The 19,346-nt window shown below is 63.6% G+C and carries 15 protein-coding genes and 1 pseudogene; 8 read left to right on the forward strand and 8 right to left on the reverse strand.

Going from position 1 to position 19,346, the window contains the following annotated elements:
- Position 1: 1 nt before the first annotated feature.
- On the reverse strand, positions 2–559 hold the full coding sequence (locus tag C4N04_RS19990; RefSeq protein ID WP_038686776.1) for a TetR/AcrR family transcriptional regulator: 558 nt from the start codon (positions 557–559) through the stop codon (positions 2–4).
- A gap of 138 nt (positions 560–697) precedes the next feature.
- Between C4N04_RS19990 and C4N04_RS19995 the strand changes: the two genes are divergently transcribed.
- Positions 698–1,888 carry an MFS transporter gene (locus C4N04_RS19995; protein ID WP_106796834.1) on the forward strand — a complete coding sequence of 397 codons (1,191 nt, stop codon included), beginning with the start codon at positions 698–700 and terminating at the stop codon, positions 1,886–1,888.
- 15 nt (positions 1,889–1,903) lie between these two features.
- Here C4N04_RS19995 and C4N04_RS20000 read toward each other — a convergent pair whose 3' ends face one another.
- Entirely contained in the window at positions 1,904–2,341 is a 438-nt protein-coding gene (locus tag C4N04_RS20000) for a nuclear transport factor 2 family protein (protein ID WP_106796835.1), read from the reverse strand.
- A gap of 73 nt (positions 2,342–2,414) precedes the next feature.
- Positions 2,415–2,819 (reverse strand): GFA family protein, encoded by a 405-nt coding sequence (locus C4N04_RS20005; protein WP_106796836.1) that lies wholly within the window; start codon positions 2,817–2,819, stop codon positions 2,415–2,417.
- Positions 2,820–2,877: 58 nt separating this feature from the next.
- Here C4N04_RS20005 and C4N04_RS20010 point away from each other — a divergent pair, with 58 nt between their 5' ends.
- Positions 2,878–3,378, forward strand: coding sequence for a MarR family transcriptional regulator (locus C4N04_RS20010; protein ID WP_106796837.1), 501 nt, complete (start codon positions 2,878–2,880; stop codon positions 3,376–3,378).
- Between the two features lie 163 nt (positions 3,379–3,541).
- Here C4N04_RS20010 and C4N04_RS20015 read toward each other — a convergent pair whose 3' ends face one another.
- The 4 genes from C4N04_RS20015 to C4N04_RS20040 all read right to left on the reverse strand — a co-directional run bounded on the left by C4N04_RS20015 (position 3,542) and on the right by C4N04_RS20040 (position 9,700).
- Positions 3,542–3,751, reverse strand: coding sequence for a cold-shock protein (locus C4N04_RS20015; RefSeq protein WP_003545273.1), 210 nt, complete (start codon positions 3,749–3,751; stop codon positions 3,542–3,544).
- Between the two features lie 461 nt (positions 3,752–4,212).
- Complete coding sequence (locus C4N04_RS20025) at positions 4,213–6,429, reverse strand: 3-hydroxyacyl-CoA dehydrogenase NAD-binding domain-containing protein (protein WP_106796838.1); 2,217 nt, start codon at positions 6,427–6,429, stop codon at positions 4,213–4,215.
- A 70-nt stretch (positions 6,430–6,499) separates the two neighbouring features.
- On the reverse strand, positions 6,500–7,708 hold the full coding sequence (locus C4N04_RS20030) for an acetyl-CoA C-acetyltransferase (protein WP_038686769.1): 1,209 nt from the start codon (positions 7,706–7,708) through the stop codon (positions 6,500–6,502).
- A gap of 195 nt (positions 7,709–7,903) precedes the next feature.
- The gene (locus C4N04_RS20040; protein ID WP_106796839.1) at positions 7,904–9,700 is read right to left on the reverse strand and encodes an acyl-CoA dehydrogenase C-terminal domain-containing protein; all 1,797 of its coding nucleotides are present in this window, start codon (positions 9,698–9,700) and stop codon (positions 7,904–7,906) included.
- 250 nt (positions 9,701–9,950) lie between these two features.
- Here C4N04_RS20040 and C4N04_RS20045 point away from each other — a divergent pair, with 250 nt between their 5' ends.
- The 6 genes and pseudogenes from C4N04_RS20045 (at position 9,951) to C4N04_RS20070 (ending at position 18,572) form a co-directional block, all read left to right on the forward strand.
- Positions 9,951–10,634 (forward strand): DNA-3-methyladenine glycosylase I, encoded by a 684-nt coding sequence (locus tag C4N04_RS20045; RefSeq protein WP_038686765.1) that lies wholly within the window; start codon positions 9,951–9,953, stop codon positions 10,632–10,634.
- A gap of 337 nt (positions 10,635–10,971) precedes the next feature.
- The gene (locus C4N04_RS20050; protein ID WP_106796840.1) at positions 10,972–14,748 is read left to right on the forward strand and encodes a peptidoglycan-binding protein; all 3,777 of its coding nucleotides are present in this window, start codon (positions 10,972–10,974) and stop codon (positions 14,746–14,748) included.
- 460 nt (positions 14,749–15,208) lie between these two features.
- Positions 15,209–16,129, forward strand: coding sequence for a sulfite exporter TauE/SafE family protein (locus tag C4N04_RS20055; protein ID WP_038686761.1), 921 nt, complete (start codon positions 15,209–15,211; stop codon positions 16,127–16,129).
- A complete protein-coding gene (locus C4N04_RS20060) occupies positions 16,129–16,929 on the forward strand; it encodes a TIGR02186 family protein (protein WP_009990223.1) in 801 nt (266 codons plus the stop codon). The genes C4N04_RS20055 and C4N04_RS20060 overlap by 1 nt, the downstream gene beginning before the upstream one ends.
- A 191-nt stretch (positions 16,930–17,120) precedes the next feature.
- Positions 17,121–17,677, forward strand: a pseudogene (locus tag C4N04_RS20065) (dihydrofolate reductase family protein).
- 313 nt (positions 17,678–17,990) lie between these two features.
- Positions 17,991–18,572: a transglycosylase SLT domain-containing protein gene (locus C4N04_RS20070; protein WP_038686757.1), complete on the forward strand. Its 582-nt coding sequence runs from the start codon at positions 17,991–17,993 to the stop codon at positions 18,570–18,572.
- Between the two features lie 48 nt (positions 18,573–18,620).
- On the opposite strand, the gene pdeM is transcribed toward C4N04_RS20070, so the two are convergent.
- Positions 18,621–19,346, reverse strand: a complete 726-nt coding sequence (gene pdeM / locus C4N04_RS20075; protein ID WP_038686755.1) for a ligase-associated DNA damage response endonuclease PdeM — start codon at positions 19,344–19,346, stop codon at positions 18,621–18,623.

Consider the following 19,346-nt stretch of genomic DNA (forward strand, 5'->3'; position numbering starts at 1 on the left):
TTCAGTCCGTCGTGGTCATGAGGCGTGCGACGAGAGAGCGCACACGCGCGGCATCCGGCACGTCGCCGAACAGGATGCGGTACATGATCGGCGCCACGACCTCATCCATGACACGGTCGACATCGGGAAAGGCCTCGCCGCGCGCCTTCGCCCGGTCGGCAATGACGACGATCTGCTGGCGCGTATATTCGGCGCATTTGCAGGCATTGGCGCCGGCCTGCGCCGCCAGCACATCGCGGATCATCTCACGGCCTGGCCCGGAGGACATTTCCTCGGCATATTGCTCGGCCCAGGCTTCGAGGTCGGCCCTGCCGCTGCCGGCATCGACCGGCTGCATATCCGGCCGCAACCGCTCGACGGCGACATCGGCCAACAGCTCCTGCAGATCGCCCCAGCGGCGATAGATGGTCGACGGGGTCACCCCCGCCCTGGCAGCGATCAGCGGGATCGTCACCTCGGCGCGGTTCATCTCGGCCAGCAGCTCGCGGACGGCTTTGTGAACCGATGCCTGAACCCGGGCACTTCTGCCACCCGGCCGGAGATTTTCTTTCAATGCCATGCCCGCAACCCGACTTACGCCTTCCCAGTTCTATGGTTCAAAATCTTTGAAAGATGCATTAACGCAAAGAATTTGCCTTTATGCCGCAAGCGCCTTAGATGGAGCTAACGCAACGGCTTAGCTTTAAGGGGCTTATATATGCTCGCCTCAGCCAAATCCACAGAGAATGCGCCAGCCCCCTCGATCGGCTTTCACGCGCTGACGCTCGCCACCTTCTTCGGCGCTTCCGCGGCGCCGACGCCGCTCTACCGCATCTATCAGGAGAATTTCTCGCTCTCGCCGGTGGTGATTACGGTGATCTTCGCGGTCTACGCTTTCGCCCTGCTGGCGGCGCTCCTGATCGCCGGTTCGATCTCCGACCATCTGGGCAGGAAGCCGGTGATCTTCTCAGCCCTCTTACTCGAAATCCTTGCCATGGGGCTGTTCGTCGTCGCCAACGGCCCCGGCTGGCTGATCGCGGCACGGACCGTTCAGGGTGTGGCGACCGGCATTGCCGGCGCTTCGCTCGGAGCGGCGCTTGTCGATGTCGATCGGGCAAAGGGGCAGATCGTCAATTCGATCGCGCCGCTTTGCGGCATGGTGGTCGGCGCGGTCGGCACCAGCGCCTTGATCCAATATGGCCCGTTCCCGATGCATCTCACCTATGCGCTGCTGATCATCGCCTTCACCCTGCAGGCGGGCGGCATCTGGCTGACCCGGGAGACGGGCGGCAGGCGACCCGGCGCGCTCGGCTCGCTGATGCCGCGGGTCGTCATTCCGCCGCAGGTGAAGCGGCCGCTGTCGCTGGTGACGCCGATCAACATCGCCAACTGGACGCTTGCCGGCTTCTACCTCTCGCTGGTACCGTCGCTGGTCGCCAGCACGACCGGCAGCCGCGCGCCGCTGACGGGCGGGGCTGTCGTGACCGCGCTGATGGTGAGCGGAGCAATCGCCGTCTATCTCAGGCGCGGCAAGACGGCATCGGCCAATCTCGGTTTCGGCGTGTCGGCCAAAACGCTCGGCATCCTGACGGTCGTTGCCGGCGTGCATCTTGCCAATGTGCCGCTGCTTCTCGTCGGCACCGTCTTCACCGGCGCCGGCTTCGGCACCAATTTCCTCGGCTCGATCGGCACCATCATGCCGCTCGCCAAGGCGGAGGAACGGGCAGGCCTGCTTGCCGCCTTCTACGTCCAGAGTTATCTCGCCTTCAGCCTGCCGGCGATCCTTGCCGGCTTCCTGGCGAAATCGGCAGGTTATGGCCTGACGACGGATATCTATGCGACGGCCATCCTGCTTTTGATGGGCATCGGGATCATCGCTGTCCGTAGTGGCCGCAGGATGATGGCCTGACATACAAGGCCCACGTCACGGCTTGAGATCGAGCAATGCACGACCGCTGCCATCCATGGCAAAGGGCACGGAGGCATGCTGGTGAGCGACGATCCAATGCCCGTCTTGCTTGACGATGCCGAGGGTCTGGCGGAACCAGAGATCGACCTCGGCGCCATCGGTCTTGGTCCCGGTCATATGCATGAGGCCGCTCCAGAACGCGACACCCCCGCCGACCGTCAACTTGGCATCGCGTACCTCGCCGCCGATCGGGCCTTCCCACGTGTCGAACCACGCCTGCAGACCCGCCTCGTCCTGGCCGTAGTAGACCAGCGGCGGCGCCAGCGAAAATTCGACGGAATCCTCGGCCTCATAGGAAAGCGCCTCCGCGGCGTTCTTTTCGCCCAGCGCCTTGGCCCGCATCATCAGCATGGCGATGATCGCCTCTTCGTTGATCCTGGCTTCGTCTTTCACGGTCGTTCTCCTTTCCGTTGTGGACAGAGGACGAACGGGAGGAGGACGATCCGACATCGGCTGCTGAATTGCTTCAGAGGTAACTCGTCACCGCCGGTTCGTTCCACCAGGCATCGTGCCTGCCGTCGGCATAACGGACTGATAAGGCCGCCAGTTCCTCAGGGGTGATATCGTCGAGGCAGGCGATGTTGATCGAGACATAGGCGCCGCCGATCGCTTCGACATAACCGTCGCCGAAGGCGGACACGCCGCAGGTGCGGCAAAAGCGGTGATGGCCGCTCATCGTGTTGAACTGGTAGTCTGACATCTCCTCCTCGTCGCACATCAGCCGGAAGTCCTCCGGCTTGACGTTGGCGCCCCAATAGCGCCGCTTGGCGCAGATCGAACAATTGCAGCGGCCGGTGCCCGCTTCGAGGTCCATGTCCACCTCGTAGTGCACTTTGCCGCAATGGCAGCTTCCTCTGTAGGTCTTCTTCATGGTGATCTCCTCCTTCGGCGTTGCAGCGGGCGCAGAACTATGACAATATGTTGTCACGATGGATGAGATACAGAATAGACAACATGTTGTCAAACAAAAGCGACCGGAGCGAACCGTGGAAGGGGACGCCTTTTCCGCTTTCGCGATCACGGCCCTTCGTCTTGCCGGCCATCTGATCGCGGCCGGCGACCGGCTGGCAAAGCCCGCGGGACAGACGAGCGCGCGCTGGCAGGTGTTGGCGGCGGCGCGGCGCGGCGACATGTCGGTGGCGCAAATCGCGCGCGCGCTCGGCCTCGCCCGCCAGGGTGTGCAGCGGCTTGCCGACGTGCTGGCGGGCGAAGGGCTGATCGCCTATGCCGACAATCCGGAGCACCAGCGGGCGAAGCTGGTGCGGCTAACGGACGAAGGGGCCGAGCGGCTGGGGGTGATCGAGGTGGCGCAGGCCGGATGGGCGGATGGGCTCGGCGCCGCGTTTACGTCGGCCGAGCTCGACGCGGCGCGGGCTGTCATGGCGCGGGTGATGGCGATGCTGGAGAGTGACGGGGCGTCCGGAGGTTGAGGTCGCACCCTGAGCGCCCCCTCTGGCCTGCCGGCCAGAAACGCAAAAAGGCCGGGCTAACCCGACCTTCCCTGCCATCTCAACGAACCGTGCCAGTACATCCGTGGTCACGATCCGGAGATGATATTCAAAGCTCCACGCGTCCAAGAGGACGCGTCAAGATTTAGGCCGCCTGGAGGCGGTCTGCCGACATCTTGCCGGACTTGTTGTCGCGGACGAGCTCGTAAGACAGCTTCTGGCCATCCTTGAGATCGCGCATGCCGGCACGCTCGACGGCGGAGATGTGGACGAAAACGTCGGCTGCGCCGTCATCCGGCTGAATGAAGCCGAAGCCCTTGGTTGCGTTGAACCACTTTACTGTACCTGTGCTCATGACGATATCCTTTTCGAATCGCTCATAGAAGATTGCAGCCCGGGCAAAGCCCAAGCGGCGATGAAAACCGATTTTGGAGGAAGGTCGCCAGGAACGACGCAAGCGCCGTTTCAAAGTTCATCTAGCAAGATCGATGCGGAGACATGTAATTGCAAATTGTGTCCGCGGCAAGGCGTCGGCAAGGGAAAGTCGAATTCGGCTTGGCGGGGTGTTCACTAACGTCGTGCCGTGTAAGCCCCCCTCTGCCCTGCCGGGCATCTCCCCCACAGGTGGGGAGATTGGCTGGGCGCACCGGCTTCCCCAAACAACTGGTGTCCGCCGGGCGAAACGGTAGAGAGGCGGGAAAGTTTAGCCACTTGCGATCTCCCCACCTGTGGGGGAGATGCCCGGCAGGGCAGAGGGGGGCGGCCACGGCACAACGGTAAAGATACTCCCGTTAATACCAAGGCCGCGGATCGCGCTTACGCCGCTGCCTTCGCCCCCGCATAGGGATCGAACCGCCCATAAAAGGTCTCGCCCTTGGCGGCCATGTCCTTCAGCAGCGGCGTCGGCTTGAAGTGGCTGCCGTAAGCCTCGGCTAACTTTTCCGCCAACTCGACGAAAGCCTTCACACCCATGCCGTCGATATAGCTCAGCGCCCCGCCGGTATAGGGCGCGAAGCCGAAGCCGAGGATCGAGCCGACGTCGGCTTCGCGCGGATCGGTGACGATACCTTCCTCGACCGTGCGGGCGGCTTCGAGCGCGATGGTGACGAGGAAACGCTGTTTGAGGACGGCGACATCGACCTCATCCGCCTGTTTCTGCGGATAGAAGTCCTTGAGCTCGGGCCAAAGCGACTTCTTCGCCGGTTTCGGCGGATAGTCGTAGAAACCCTTGGAGTTCTTGCGGCCGAAGCGGCCCTCCTTTTCGACCATGCGGGAGATGAGCTCCATATGCCTGGGTTCGATCGCCTTCTCGCCGAGATCGGCGATGGTGGCCTTGAGGATCTTCAGCGACAGGTCGATGGCGACCTCATCGTTGAGCGCCAGGGGACCGACCGGCATGCCGGCCATCTTGGCCGCGTTCTCGATCATCGCAGGCGGCACGCCTTCGATCAGCATGTCGTAGCTTTCCGACATGTAGCGCAGCACGCAGCGATTGACGAAGAAACCGCGGGTGTCGTTGACGACGATCGGCGTCTTCTTGATCGCCGCGACATAGTCGAGCGCGACGGCGAGCGCCTTGTCGCCGGTCTCCTTGCCGAGGATGACCTCGGTCAGCATCATCTTTTCGACAGGCGAGAAGAAGTGGATGCCGATGAAATCGGCCGGGCGCTTCGAGTTCTTCGCAAGACCCGTGATCGGCAGGGTCGAGGTATTGGAGGCGAAGATCGCGCCTTCCGGCAGTACGGCTTCAACCGCCTCGATGACCGATTTCTTCACTTCGCGATCTTCGAACACCGCCTCGATGACGAGATCGGCGGTGGCGAGACCGGCATAGTCGGCGGCAGGCGTGATGCGGGAGAGAAGCGCCGCCGCCTCGTCCTGCGTAAAGCGTCCCTTACCGACGGAATCCTTGACGAGGCCTTCGCAGACGGCCTTGCCCTTGGCGGCAGCCTCCATGTCGCGGTCGATCAGCGTCACCGGGAGACCGGCGGCGGCGGTGACATAGGCAATCGAGGCGCCCATGAAACCGGCGCCGACGACGCCGACATGTTTGAGTTCGGTCTTCGGAATGCCGGCGGGACGGCGGGCGCCCTTGCCGAGCTCCTGCATGGAGATGAACAGCGAGCGGATCATCGAGAAGGCTTCGCGGGTCTGCAGCACCTCGGTGAAATAACGCTGCTCGATCTTGAGACCCGTGTCGAACGGCACCTGCAGGCCTTCATAAACGCATTTCAGGATGGCGAGCGCGGCGGGGTAATTGCCGGAGGTTTCGCGGCGCAGGATTGCCGGTGCGGCCGGCCAGAGCTGGGCGGAGGCCGGCGTCCAGATGCCGCCGCCCGGCAGCTTGAAGCCCTTCTCGTCCCACGGGGCAACCGGCTTCAGCCCGTCCTTGATCATCTGCTTGGCGGCCGGGATCAGTTGATCCGGCTCGACCACCTGATGCACGAGGTTCATCGCCTTGGCGCGGGAGCCGGTCAGCGATTGGCCCGTCGTCATCATCTGCAACGCATCCTGAGCATTGGCAAGCCGCGGCACACGCTGGGTGCCGCCGGCGCCGGGGAAAATGCCGACCTTGACCTCGGGCAACGCGATCTTGACGCTCTTGGCATTGGAGGCGACGCGGCCGTGGCAGGCGAGCGACAGTTCGAAAGCGCCGCCCATGCAGGTGCCGTTAATGGCGGATACCCAGGGCTTGCCCGACGTTTCGAGCTTGCGGAACAGGCCGGACATACGGCCGACGAGACCGAAAAGCGTCTGAACGGCCGTTTCCGGGCTCTTCGCCTTCTCCTTCTGATAGGAGCCGAACATCGACTTGATCATCGACAGGTCGGCGCCGCCGGAGAAGGAGGACTTGCCCGAGGTGAAGACGACGCCCTTGACGCCGGCGTCGGCCGTCGTGGCGTCGATGATGGCGTTGAGCTCTTCCATCACCTCGGCGGTGAAGACGTTCATCGATTTGCCGGGCATGTCCCAGGTGACGAGAGCGATGCCATCGGCGTCGGTTTCGAGCGTGAAATTGTTGTAGCTGCTCATCTTGGGAATTCCTCTCCCTGAACTCTCTTGCGGTGAAGCCCCTCCCCGACAAGGGAGGGTTCAGATCCGATCAAACGCGTTCGATAACCGTCGCCGTGCCCATGCCGGCGCCGATGCAGAGCGTCACCAGCGCGGTATTGAGATCGCGGCGTTCGAGTTCGTCGAGCACCGTGCCGAGGATCATCGCGCCGGTGGCGCCGAGCGGGTGGCCCATGGCAATGGCGCCGCCATTGACGTTGATCTTGGCGTGGTCGATGTCGAAGGCCTGCATGTAGCGCAGCACCACGGCGGCGAAGGCCTCGTTGAGCTCGAAGAGGTCGATATCGGCAAGGCTCATGCCGGTCCGCTTCAACAGTTTCTCGGTGACGTCGACAGGGCCGGTCAGCATCAGGGCCGGATCGGAGCCGATATTGGCGAAGGCCTTGATGCGGGCGCGCGGCTTCAGTCCCATGCTCTCGCCACCCACCTTCGAGCCGAGCAGGACGACGCCCGCGCCATCGACGATGCCGGAGGAATTGCCGGCGTGATGGACATAGTTGATGCGCTCGATCTCAGGATGCGCCTGGATGCCGACGGCCTCGAAGCCGCCCATCTCGCCGGGCATCTGGAAGGACGGATTGAGGGATGCGAGCGCCTGCATATCGGTGCCGGGGCGCATATGCTCGTCCTTATCGAGGATCGTCAGGCCATTCTGATCCTTGACCGGGACGACCGACTTGTCGAACCAACCCTGCTCCCAGGCATGTCCAGCGCGCCTCTGGCTCTCGACGGCGTAGGCGTCGACATCGGTCCTGCTGAAACCGTATTTGGTGGCGATGAGATCGGCCGATACGCCCTGCGGCATGAAATAGGCCGGGAAATTCACCGAGGGGTCCATGAACCAGGCGCCGCCCGACATGCCGAGGCCGACACGCGACATGCTTTCGACGCCGCCCGCGATGACGATGTCATCGGCGCCTTGGGCAATCTTGCCAGCGCCGAAATTGACGGCATCGAGGCCGGAGGCGCAGAAACGGGAGATCTGCATACCGGGCGCCCTGGTGGAATAACCGGCTTCGAAGGCGGCGGCCTTGGGGATGACGGCGCCGGCATCCATCACCGGATCGACGCAGCCCATGATGATGTCGTCGACGGTTGTGGTATCGAGCCCGTTGCGGTCGCGGATCGCTTCCAGGCTCTTGGCCGCGAGGCGGACGGAGGGCACCTCATGCAGGGCGCCGTCCTTCTTGCCGCGGCCGCGCGGCGTGCGGACGTGATCGTAAATGAAAACCTCGGTCATTCCTCATCTCCCTGACGGCGCGGCGGCGCCGGTGAATTTCAACTCCCCCTTCCCCCCTCGGGGAGAAGGTCGGATGAGGGGGCGCTCGCGGCAAACTCGGCCTTGCTTGCGCGCGGCCGTTCGCTCCTTCGTCGCTCACCCCCTCATCTGTCCTTCGGACATCTTCTCCCCGCTGGGGAGAAGGGGGAACCTCAATTAAAACGCTTCGGCGGCGAGTTCCATCATTGTATCGGCGCCGGCTTCGATGCGGGCTTTGCGCAGCGCGGTTTCCGGCATAATGCGTTCCATGAAGAAGCGGGCGGTCACCAGCTTGTTCTTCAGGAAATCCTCACGGGTTCCATCACCTGACGCAAGGCCGTCCTCGGCGGCTTTCGCCATCTTCGCCCACATATAGCCGAGGACGACGAGGCCGAAGAGATGCATATAGTCGGTCGAGCCGGCGCCGGCATTGTCGGGCTTGGCCATGGCGTTCTGCATGAACCACATGGTCGCGCCCTGGACGTCGTTCAAGCCCTTCTTCAGATGCTTGGTGAAGAAGGAGAGCTTTTCGTCGCCGCGGTTCTCTTCGCAGAAATCACCGATCTCCTTGAACAGGGCCATGGCGGCGCGACCGCCGTTCAAGGCGAGCTTGCGGCCGACGAGATCGAGCGCCTGAATGCCGTTGGCGCCTTCATAGATCATGGCGATGCGGGCATCCCGCACATACTGGCTCATGCCGTGTTCTTCGATATAACCGTGACCGCCGAAGACCTGCTGGGCCATGACGGCATGGTCGAAGCCGCGGTCGGTCATCACGCCCTTGAGGATCGGCGTGACGAGGCCGAGAATATCGTCGGCCGTCTGGCGCTCCTTCTCGTCGGTGGCGCGGTGGGCGATATCGGATTTCAGCGCGGTCCAGAGCAGGAAGGCGCGGCCGGCCTCGTTGAAGGCGCGGATGGTCATCAGCGTCCGGCGGATATCGGGATGGACGATGATCGGATCTGCCTTCTTGTCCGGCGCCTTGACGCCGGACAGCGAGCGGCCCTGGATGCGGTCGCGGGCATAGGCGGCGGCGTTCTGATAGGCGACCTCGGAAATGGCGATGCCCTGCAGACCGACCATCAGGCGGGCCTCGTTCATCATCACGAACATGGCGTTGAGGCCGCGGTTTTCGGCGCCGATCAGGAAACCGGTCGCCTCGTCGTAATTCATCACGCAAGTGGCGTTGCCGTGAATGCCCATCTTGTGCTCGATCGCGCCGCAGGAGACGGTATTGCGGGCACCGAGCGCGCCGTCCTGGCCGACCAGAAATTTCGGAACGATGAACAGCGAGATGCCCTTGGTGCCCTCGGGCGCGCCTTCGATGCGGGCGAGCACCAGGTGGACGATATTGTCGGTCAGGTCGTGTTCGCCGGCGGAGATGAAGATCTTCTGGCCTGATATTTTGTAGCTGCCGTCAGGCTGCGGCACCGCCTTGGTGCGCAGCATGCCGAGATCGGTGCCGCAATGCGGCTCTGTCAGGTTCATGGTGCCCGACCAGGAACCGTCGACCATCTTCGGCAAGTAGGTGTCCTTCTGCTCCTGCGTGCCGTGGACGAGGATCGCGGCGATCGCGCCCTGCGTCAGGCCGGGGTACATCATCAGCGACATGTTGGCTGCGGACGTATATTCGCCGACGGCGCAATGCAGCGTATAGGGAAGCCCCTGCCCGCCGAATTCCTCAGGCACGGCAAGGCCGATCCAGCCGCCTTCGCGATAGGCCCTATAAGCCTCCTTGAAGCCTTTTGGTGTCGAGACGCTGGCATCGTCGTGGCGATGGCAGCCTTCCTGATCGCCGGAATAATTCACCGGGAAGAGCGCCTCCTCGGCAACTTTCCCCGCCTCGCCGAGGATCGCCTCGATCATGTCAGGCGTGGCATCGGCAAAACCCGGCAGATTGTTGTAGCGTTCGAGGCCCAGCACATCATTCAGGACGAAGAGCGTATCGTTCACCGGGGCCTTGTAGACTGGCATTTCGCGAATTCCTCCATTCGACTGACCGGGTCGCACCGGCCTCGGGCACTGTCTTACAAAATATTGACGTTTGCGTAAACGTCAAATTCAGCAGCTTTGCGATCTTTCTCGAAAAAATTCGCGGACCACGAATCTGCGGGCGACGAAGTGCCCGGAAGCACGAGACGTCATCTCCCCTTCCTTGCCCATTGTGGAACGGCGTATAAGCGGAGGCGTCTTTCCAACGGCAATTGCGTAAGGGGCGGCCGGCATGATCAGTTTCGAGGCGATAAGGCAGCGTGCGGAAGAGCGGAAAGGCGGAGCGGCCGCGCTGCAGGCCTTGCTGGAAAAGCATCGGCCGGATCACGACCGGCTGCGCGCCATGCCCGACGATCGTATTCTCGCCGACATGACCCGGCGCATCTTCTACAGCGGCTTCGTCCAGAAGGTGATCGATGCGAAGTGGCCGGGCTTCGAGGCGGCGTTTTCCGGTTTCGATCCGGCAATGCTGAATATCGCGCCCGATGATTATTGGCATGAACTGACCTCGGACGAGCGGATCATCCGCAACGGCGCGAAGATCATGTCCGTTCGCGCCAATGCCGCTTTCATCAGGGAGCTGGCGAAGGAATATGGCAGCGCCGGCGTCTTCCTCGCCGACTGGCCGCGGGAAGACCAGGTCGGTCTCCTCGACCTGTTGAGCAAACGCGGCAGCCGGCTCGGCGGCATGACCGGGCAATATTTCCTGCGGGGCATCGGCCGCGACAGCTTCGTTGCGACGATGGATGTGCTTGCCTGCCTCAGATCGGCCGGCGTGCCGCTGTCTACCTCCGGGACGGCGAAGAAGGACCAGCCGCTGATCCAGAAGGCCTTCAACGACTGGGCCGAGGAGACCGGCCTTTCCTTCATTCATCTCTCCCGCATCAGCGCCTATTCGATCGATGCGGCGCACTGAGATCCCGCCGTGTCATGCGTTTCCGGTTTGACGAATTCAGCCGCAATTGCTGCCAAAAGCGGCCGTTGGACTGCAAACGTTAAAAAATTCTCATCGATATTAACGGCTTGTTTACCACGTTTCGTGAAAGGTGCGGGTTGAGCAGTAGCGACCCGCATTCCTTTTCCCCGTCTCGCGTTTCTAAAGGATGCCGCTACATCGTTCAGCCTGAGGAAAGTCTAATCGACGATCTTCTTTCGGATGATGCGCTCCGGTCCGCGTGAAGACGCTGGCCACAGACGGAAAAGCCACGGATCGAGCTCTGACGAGAGGTCGAGCAGTCGAAGCGAGCAAGAAGATGAACGGATCGCGATCAAATCCTTCCCGGCAGTCCGACAGGACCTCGCTCGATGCGCTGAACCGCACGATCGAAGGGCTGGAGGCGCGCATCGAAGGGCTAATGGGAAGCGGGCGCGAACCCCGACCGCGCACGGCAACGGCCGAGCGCGACGTTTACGCCAGCTCCAATTCGCCGCGCCCGGCCAGAGCGCCGATCGAGCCGAGGCCAGATCCGCTCGCTGAAATCCGCCAGCGCCAGCGCGCGCTGGAAGCCGGTCGTGAGCGGCCTTACGGGCGCGAACCGGCTCCGCAGCTGCGCGAACCCGCGCCACGCGCCACAGCGTCTCAGCCGGCACCCGCCTTCCGCGCCGGCGACGATACGATGACGGAGATCGCCCAGGCGCTCGTCAACCTGCGCCAAGACCTGAAGCGCGACATTTCCGAAGGCGTTACCCGCGAGATGAATGCGCTGCGCACGGAACTGCGCGAGATCAAAACAAGTGCCGGCGACGGCCGCTTCGCCGACGACATCCGCGCCGACATGAACCGCCTCGCCCAGAGCATCACCCAGCTGACCGGACGCTCGGCCGGCGCGGAAGCGGCCGGCCTGCGTGAAGATTTCGAGGATCTGCGATCGCTGATGGACGGGCTGGCGCGCGAGGAATCGCTGCGTCACATGGAAAGCCGCTGGGACGGCTTCGAGAACCGGCTTGCCGCCCTCGATACCGAGGGGCTGCAGGAAGAGCTGGTTTCGCTCGCCTACCGGCTCGACGACATCAAGCGCCATATCGGCGGCATGGGCGAAAGCCCGGCGGTTCGCGCGCTGGAAGATAAGCTCATCGCCATCGCCACGGCGATGGAGCAGTTCGGCAATATGATCCAGCCGCATGACCGGGTCATGGCCGAACAGTTCGCCGCCATGGACATGCGGCTCGACGAGATCAGCCGGGCGATCGCGGCCAGCGGACGTGCGGCCGCCAACAGCGATCCGACGCTGATGCAGCGGCTGGAAAGCCGGCTTTCGGCACTCGCCGACCAGATCGACGTGATGAGCCATGATGCCGCCAACCGGGCGACGCCGGCCGATGAGCTGGCGATGCGGCTGGAGGCGCTGACGGAACGTGTCGAGGATCTGACCAACGCCGAAGCGACGTCGCGGCTCGACGAGCGGCTGGAACATCTTTCCTATCTGCTGGAGCGCACGCAGCAGACGGCCGCGCAGCCCGACCTCACGGGACCGCTGTCCGACATCTCCCGCAAGATCGACGCGCTCGAGAACGGCGCCGTCAACGACGTGCTGGCGCAGCGGCTCGATTATCTCGCCCGGCGAATCGACGAGATGGCCCATCCGCAGCCGGCGCCGGCCGCGGCGATCGACGACGGCGCCTTCCGGCGTCTGGAAGGGCGCCTGAGCGATATTGCCGCCCGGCTGGAGGAGAGCACCGCAGCACCGCCGACAGATCCTCGGGCGCTGAAGAACCTCGAGGACCAGATCGCCAATCTTTCGGCGCTGATGAGCGAGCCGCGCGAAAGCGCTGCGATCCCCGCCGATCTCGACCGGCGCATGGGCGCGATCGAAGATTATATGGCGACGAGCGACGAATATATTATCGAAGCGGCGCGTCAGGCGGCGGAAGCCGTCGTCGAGGCCTATTCGCGCAATGGCGCGCTGCAGGGCGGCGTGCCGGCCGCCGATATGTCGGCGCTGGCGGCGCTGGCCGAGGATCTGCGCCACCTCGAGGATATCAGCCGTGACAGCGAGGAGCGCACGCACAAGACTTTCAAGGCGCTGCATGAGACGCTGGTGCATATCGCCGACCGCCTCGACGGGATGGAAGAGCGCGGACGGCCGGTCGCCCCGATGCCGGTCGCCGACGTCGATTTCGATGTCGACCCTTACGCGCTGATGGTGGCCGAGGCCGCCCAGACGCCGAGAGCTGCCCCGACAGCGATGGCCTCTCCGGTCATCCGCCCGGCTGAGGTCGCAGCCGAAGCTGCCGTCCCGGCCCAGGCCGCGGCCATGAGCGCGACGAGCGCGATCGCCATCGAAGCCGCGACCAGAGTGCCGGAGGCCGCAACGCCGGCACCGGCAAAGGCCGGCCTGCTCGCCAGCTTGGGCAAGCGGCTCCGCCCAGGCAAGAAATCCGAGACCAAGGCCGGCGAACGCGCGGTGATCGACCCCGCGCCGTCGATCGATCCTGCCGACGTGGTGCCGACGGATGCGGCGAATGAACTGCTCGAGCCGGGTTCGGGCGCGCCTGACGTCAAGAAGATCCTTGAACGGGTGCGCGCCAGCCAGAGTGCCGCGCGCGGCAAACCTGCCGGCGAAACCGATCGCGCCGATTACATCGCCGCGGCCCGCCGTGCGGCGCAGGCAGCCGCGATGGAAGTGGACGCCAACCCAAAGCAGGCAGCTCCCAAGGCCGAAAAGAAGAGCGCCACTGCCAAGGCCGACAAGCTGGGCAAGACCGACCAGACGGGCAAAACCGGCAAGATCAGCGCCTTTTCGCGCTACCGCCGGCCGATCCTGCTGGCGATCGGCGCCGTGCTGCTCGCCATCATGGCCTTTCCGCTGGCCCGGACGCTGACGAGCGGCGAACCCGCGCCGCAGGCGCCGGCGGAGGTCTCGGCGCTGACCGGAGCGACGGAAAACCCGCAGCCGGCCCTGCCTGAAGCGACACCCGCCCAGACGGACGCCGGCGTTGCCGCTACGACCGCTCCCGCAGCCGAAACGGCTCCCCCGGCCGGCGAACAGGCGCAGCCGGAATCAACCTCACCCACCGCCGGCGATCATCTGACCGACGCTGCACCGCTCGACGGCGAAGGAGCTGCAACTTTTGCGCCCGCCGCTTCGTCCAGCCCGACGCAGGAGACATCGGGCTTCCTTCCGAATACGCCGGCCGCAGCACCGCAGGCCGCCATCACCATTCCCGACACCGTGCAGCCGAAATCGCTTGCCGATGCGGCGCAGGGCGGCGATGCGCTGGCGCTGTTCGAGATCGGCGCGCGCTATTCGGACGGCCGCAACGGCGTGACGGTCGATCAGAAGCAGGCGGCGACCTGGTACCAGCTTTCGGCCGACAAGGGTTTTGCGCCGGCGCAGTACCGGCTCGGCAGCATGTACGAAAAGGGCAACGGCGTCGAACGCGACATTGCCAAGGCAAGGTCCTTCTACGAACAGGCGGCCAACCAGGGCAATGCCAGCGCCATGCACAACCTCGCCGTCCTCTACGCCTCCGGCGCGCTCGGCCAGCAGGATTATGCGACGGCCGCCTCCTGGTTCATCAAGGCCGCCAACCTCGGCATCACCGACAGCCAGTTCAACCTGGCGATCCTCTGCGCGAGGGGCAACGGCGTTCCTGCCGACCTCGAAGAATCCTACAAGTGGTTCGCGATCGCCGCCAAGGCCGGCGACAAGGATGCGGCCCAGAAGCGCGACGAGGTCGCCAACGCGATGAAGCCGGACCAGCTCGAGCGTGCCCGCACCAAGGCCGATCTCTGGAAGCCGGAGCCGCTCGACCACCGCGCCAACGGCATCGACATTCCCGACGAATGGGCGGGCACCGGCGCCAAGACAGCCTCGGTCGACATGAAGAAGGCGATCCGCAACATCCAGGCCATCCTCAACAATAACGGCTTCGACGCCGGCGTGCCCGACGGCGAAATGGGCGCGAAGACCGTGACCGCGATCAAGAACTTCCAGAAGTCGATCGGCCAGCAGCCGGACGGCAAGGTGACCGACGCGACGGTCAAGGCGCTGCTCGAGCGCAACAAGCAGGTGGCCAAGGCGATTTGAGGCGCGGCGCGCCGGAGATCGGCGAGACCGGCCCCTCATCCACCTGCCGGCACCTTCTCCCCGCATGCGGGGAGAAGGGGATTTGCCGCGACCTCTCCCTCCCTCACTGGCATCTCGCAAGGCACGTCCCCTCGCCCCGTTTTTACGGGGAGAGGGTTAGGGTGAGGGGCAACCATTGCGGCGCGAACCGAAAGGAGTCTGCCAACTCCGTCAGCAAATCCCAGCCTGGCGGCACTATGCCGCAAGGCTTTCGCCGCCTTTTGCTCCCGCCCGTCATGCAATCTGAAAAAAGCCGGAATATGCGGGAATATCCGTTCGCGCATCCGGCGAATCTCTGCCACCGATCTCCATCTCAGAGCTGATCGAAAGCCTCTGGCAACGATTTCGCGGTAAGGTGCGCATTCGAACGGGGACGTGACGGAAACCGCCCGGCAGGAGCGGTCATCATTCGGGGTCGGTTGTGACAATCTATCTGCCCATCGCAGAATTGTCGGTGAACATCTTCATCATTCTCGGCATGGGGGCGGCCGTCGGGTTCCTTTCCGGAATGTTCGGCGTTGGTGGCGGCTTTCTCATCACCCCACTGCTGATCTTTTACAATATCCCGCCTGTCGTCGCCGTCGCCACCGGCGCGAACCAGGTTGTAGCGTCGTCGATTTCGGGGGCGATCACCCATTTCCGGCGCGGCACGCTCGATGTGAAACTCGGCACTGTGCTTCTGATCGGCGGTCTTACAGGCGCCACGGTCGGTATCTGGATCTTTTCGCTTTTGCGCCGCGTAGGCCAGCTCGATCTCATAATCTCGCTGATGTACGTCATCTTCCTGGGGACCGTCGGTGGGCTGATGCTGCTCGAAAGCATCAATGCCATGCGGCGGGCTGCTCGCAACGAACCGCCGGCGCCACGCAAGCCGGGCCACCAGCATTGGGTGCACAAGCTGCCGCTCAAGGTGCGCTTCAAGAAATCGAAGATCTATCTCAGCGTCATTCCGATCGTCGCGCTCGGCTTTGCGATCGGCATCCTCACCTCGATCATGGGCGTCGGCGGCGGCTTCATCATGGTGCCGGCGATGATCTACCTCCTGCGCATTCCGACCAATGTCGTGGTCGGCACCTCGCTCTACCAGATCATCTTCGTCACCGCCTATACGACGATCGTGCAGGCGGCGACGAATTTCTCTGTCGACATCGTGCTCGCCTTCATCCTGATGGTGGCGGGCGTCATCGGCGCGCAATACGGCGTTCGCGTCGGTCAGAAGCTGCGCGGCGAGCAGTTGCGCGCCCTGCTCGGGCTGCTTGTGCTGGCCGTCGGCCTGCGTCTGGCGATCGCGTTGGTGGTAACGCCGACCGATGTCTATTCGGTGGTGATGGGGGATAACTGATGCGCCTGCTTGTCGCCCTCCTCGCGCTTCTTTGCCTGCTGCCGGCGGTGGCCGGCGCGCAATGGCTGCCGGGACAATCAACCGAAGCGGTGCGAGAAGGCCTTGAGATCGGCACGTCGACCAGCGAAATCGCCATCACCTCGGATTTCCACGGGGCGGATCTGACGATCTTCGGGGCGCTCTCGAACACCGACCAGCTGCTGCTCGCCATCGGCCAGTATGACGTGGTCGTGGTGCTGGAAGGCCCGCGCGAGGATGCGACGGTGCGCAAGAAGGAGCGTGTCTTCGGCATCTGGGTGAACAGGCGCTCGATGACCTTCGAGGCGGTGCCGCATTCCTATTCGATGTCGAGTTCGCGCATGATCGACGATCTGACGACGCCGCTCGAGCTGACCGATCAGGGGATCGGCATCGATCACATTCCGCTGACGCCGGTCGGCTTCGTCGGCGACGGCAGCAATCTCGGCGAGTTCCGCCAGGCTTTCCTGCGGCTGCAGCAGGGAGGCGCGCTTTACGACCGCAACCCGAGCGGCGTGCGGTTCGTTTCCTCGAACCTGTTCAAGGCGAGCCTGCGCCTGCCGGCAAATATTCCAAACGGCGTGCATACGGTGCGCGCCTATCTCTTCAAGAGCGGCAATCTCGTCACCGAGAAATCGCTGCCGCTGCGCGTCATCAAGACGGGCATCGAGCAGACGATCACCGATGCGGCACATGACCAGCCGATCCTCTACGGCTGCGTTGCCGTGCTGCTCGCCGTCGTCACCGGCTGGGGCGCCAGCCTCATCTTCCGCCGGGACTGAGCCGCCGCAAGGCACCGTACGCCCGCGAATGTCCTGTTATAGCGGCCACCGGTCGAGCGCCGGCTGGCCCCGGCGCACCTCATCCGCTCCTCCTCGTAAAAACCGCTTGCATTTTGCTATCGGCCACGTAAGGTTTGAACCAGTTTTGATTCGCAACCGGTTTACATCCGACAATCGAGAAGGAGGATGCCATGAGAAAGCTTATCGTCTGGAACCTGATGACCCTCGACGGGTATTTCGAAGGCACGAAGCCGTGGGATATCGACTTCCACAATCTCGCCTGGGGGCCGGAGCTGCAGCGCCTGGCCGAGCAGTTCGGCGAAGAAGGCGATCTCCTGGTTTTCGGCCGCAAGACCTATGAGGGCATGGCCTCCTACTGGCCGACGGCGCAAGGCGAAGACAAGATCAAGGCCTATATGAACGGCATCGCCAAGATCGCCGTGTCGCGGACGATGACCGAGCCCGGCTGGAACAAGCCCGCGTCGTCAGCGATCCGATCCCCGAATTGACGCGGCTGAAGCAAGAGGACGGCAAGACGATCTTCATCTTCGGCAGCGCCGAGCTTGCCGACAGCCTGTTGAAAGCTGGCCTTATCGATGAAATCAGGGTCTGCGTGGTACCCGTCATCCTCGGCGGCGGCAATCCGCTTTTCAAGCGCTCCGAGGCCCAGCTGCCGCTGAAGCTCATCGATTCCGCGACGACGCAAGGCGGCGCAGTGATCCTGCGCTATGAGCCGGTGAAGGTGTAGCAGGCTGCGGGCCATGGCTGTGCGATGCCTGGGCGAAACCCCTCCCCAACCCCTCCCCACAAGGGGGAGGGGCTATGCGCGGCACCGTCCCACGACAAACATCAACGCTTCTGCGGATGAGACGGTGAAGGGAATAAGGTCGGCGCGGCATTCAAGCCCCTCCCCCTTGTGGGGAGGGGTTGGGGAGGGGTCTTAGATCGTGGCTCGGCCCCGGTCGACGGCGGCAGCCCTTTCCAAAAAGCTTCGTATTCGACTAAAAACCGGTTCTTAACATTTACGAGTTAGTAATCTCTCTGAAACGAGAGGTTCTGTTATGCGTACTCGTATCGTTCTGACCGCCGTGGGTCTCGCGCTACTTGCCGGCTGCGCGACGGCGCCGAAGCAGACGAGAAACATCTGCGCCGTGTTCGACCAGCGCGAGGGGCTTTTTTCCAGCTGGCAGAGAGCGGCCGAGCGGACAGAAAAGAAATACGGCGTGCCCGTGCCGATCCTGATGGCGACGATGTACACCGAATCGGGTTTCCAGCCTTATGCGCGGCCACCGCGTACCAAGCTCTTCGGCTTCATTCCCTGGACCCGGCCATCGACCGCCTACGGCTATTCGCAGGCGCTCGACGGAACGTGGGATCACTATCAGTCGCAGACCGGGAACTGGGCGGCGCGGCGCACGAACTTCACCGACGCCATCGATTTCATCGGCTGGTACCACTATCAAAACAGCGTGGAGACCGGCATTCCGCTGAACGATGCCTATAATCTCTACCTCGCCTATTATTCCGGGCCGACGGGATACAAGCGCGGCGACTGGCGCTCGAACGGGCAATTGCAGCAGACGGCGCAGAAGTTCGCGCGGATGGCTGGAACCTATCAGCAGCAGTTGCGGGGGTGTGATTAATAATAGTCTGAGGGGCGGCCACGGCAGGCCCTATCCGAATAGCAATCGCTACCCCCGCAAATTCCCATACCTGACAGAATAAATCCGATCGCGCCCCAAAAGATGCGCCACCAGCGACGATGTGTCGAACAGGCCTTTCATCGCCTGGTGGCCGAGATCCAAGCCCCCGCTCATGACGCCGAAGGCGGGCATCAGCAGGCGGGCGCCGTCGGTGGCGAAACAGGGGCGTCGGATTGATCTCTCGCGCCGGCGCACGGTCGCCGACGGGTGCAGGTGACCGGCGATTTCGCCGCTCTGCAGGCCGTTTTTCGGCTCGTGGCGGAAGGTCAGGCCGGCATAATGGATCTCGTCGGCGCAGGCGCCGGGCAGATCGACGACGCCGTCGGGATCGTGGTTGCCGTTGATCCAGATCCATTCGCGGCCACGCGCCATGCCGACGATCAGCGCGCGGAAATTTTCCGGCAGATGCGCGGAGCCGATGCGATCGTGGAAATTGTCGCCGAGCGAGACGACGAGCCTTGGATCGTAACGCGAGATGACGGCGGCCAGTACGGTCAGGGTCGCCAGCGTATCATAGGGCGGCAGCATCATGCCGCGGCGGGCGAAGGCCGCGCCTTTTTCCAGATGCAGGTCGGAGACGACGAGCAGGCCGGCATCGGGCAAATAGAGGGCGCCGAGCGGATCGCAGACGGCGGCAATGCCGTGGATCGACGTCTCGACGGCCGGTACTGCAGCCAGTGCCGATATGTCGCGCGCCAGCGCCAGGCGGTTCAT

Origin of the sequence: Rhizobium sp. H4 (assembly GCF_003013335.1) — a bacterium.
Taxonomy (GTDB): Bacteria; Pseudomonadota; Alphaproteobacteria; order Rhizobiales; family Rhizobiaceae; genus Rhizobium; species Rhizobium sophoriradicis.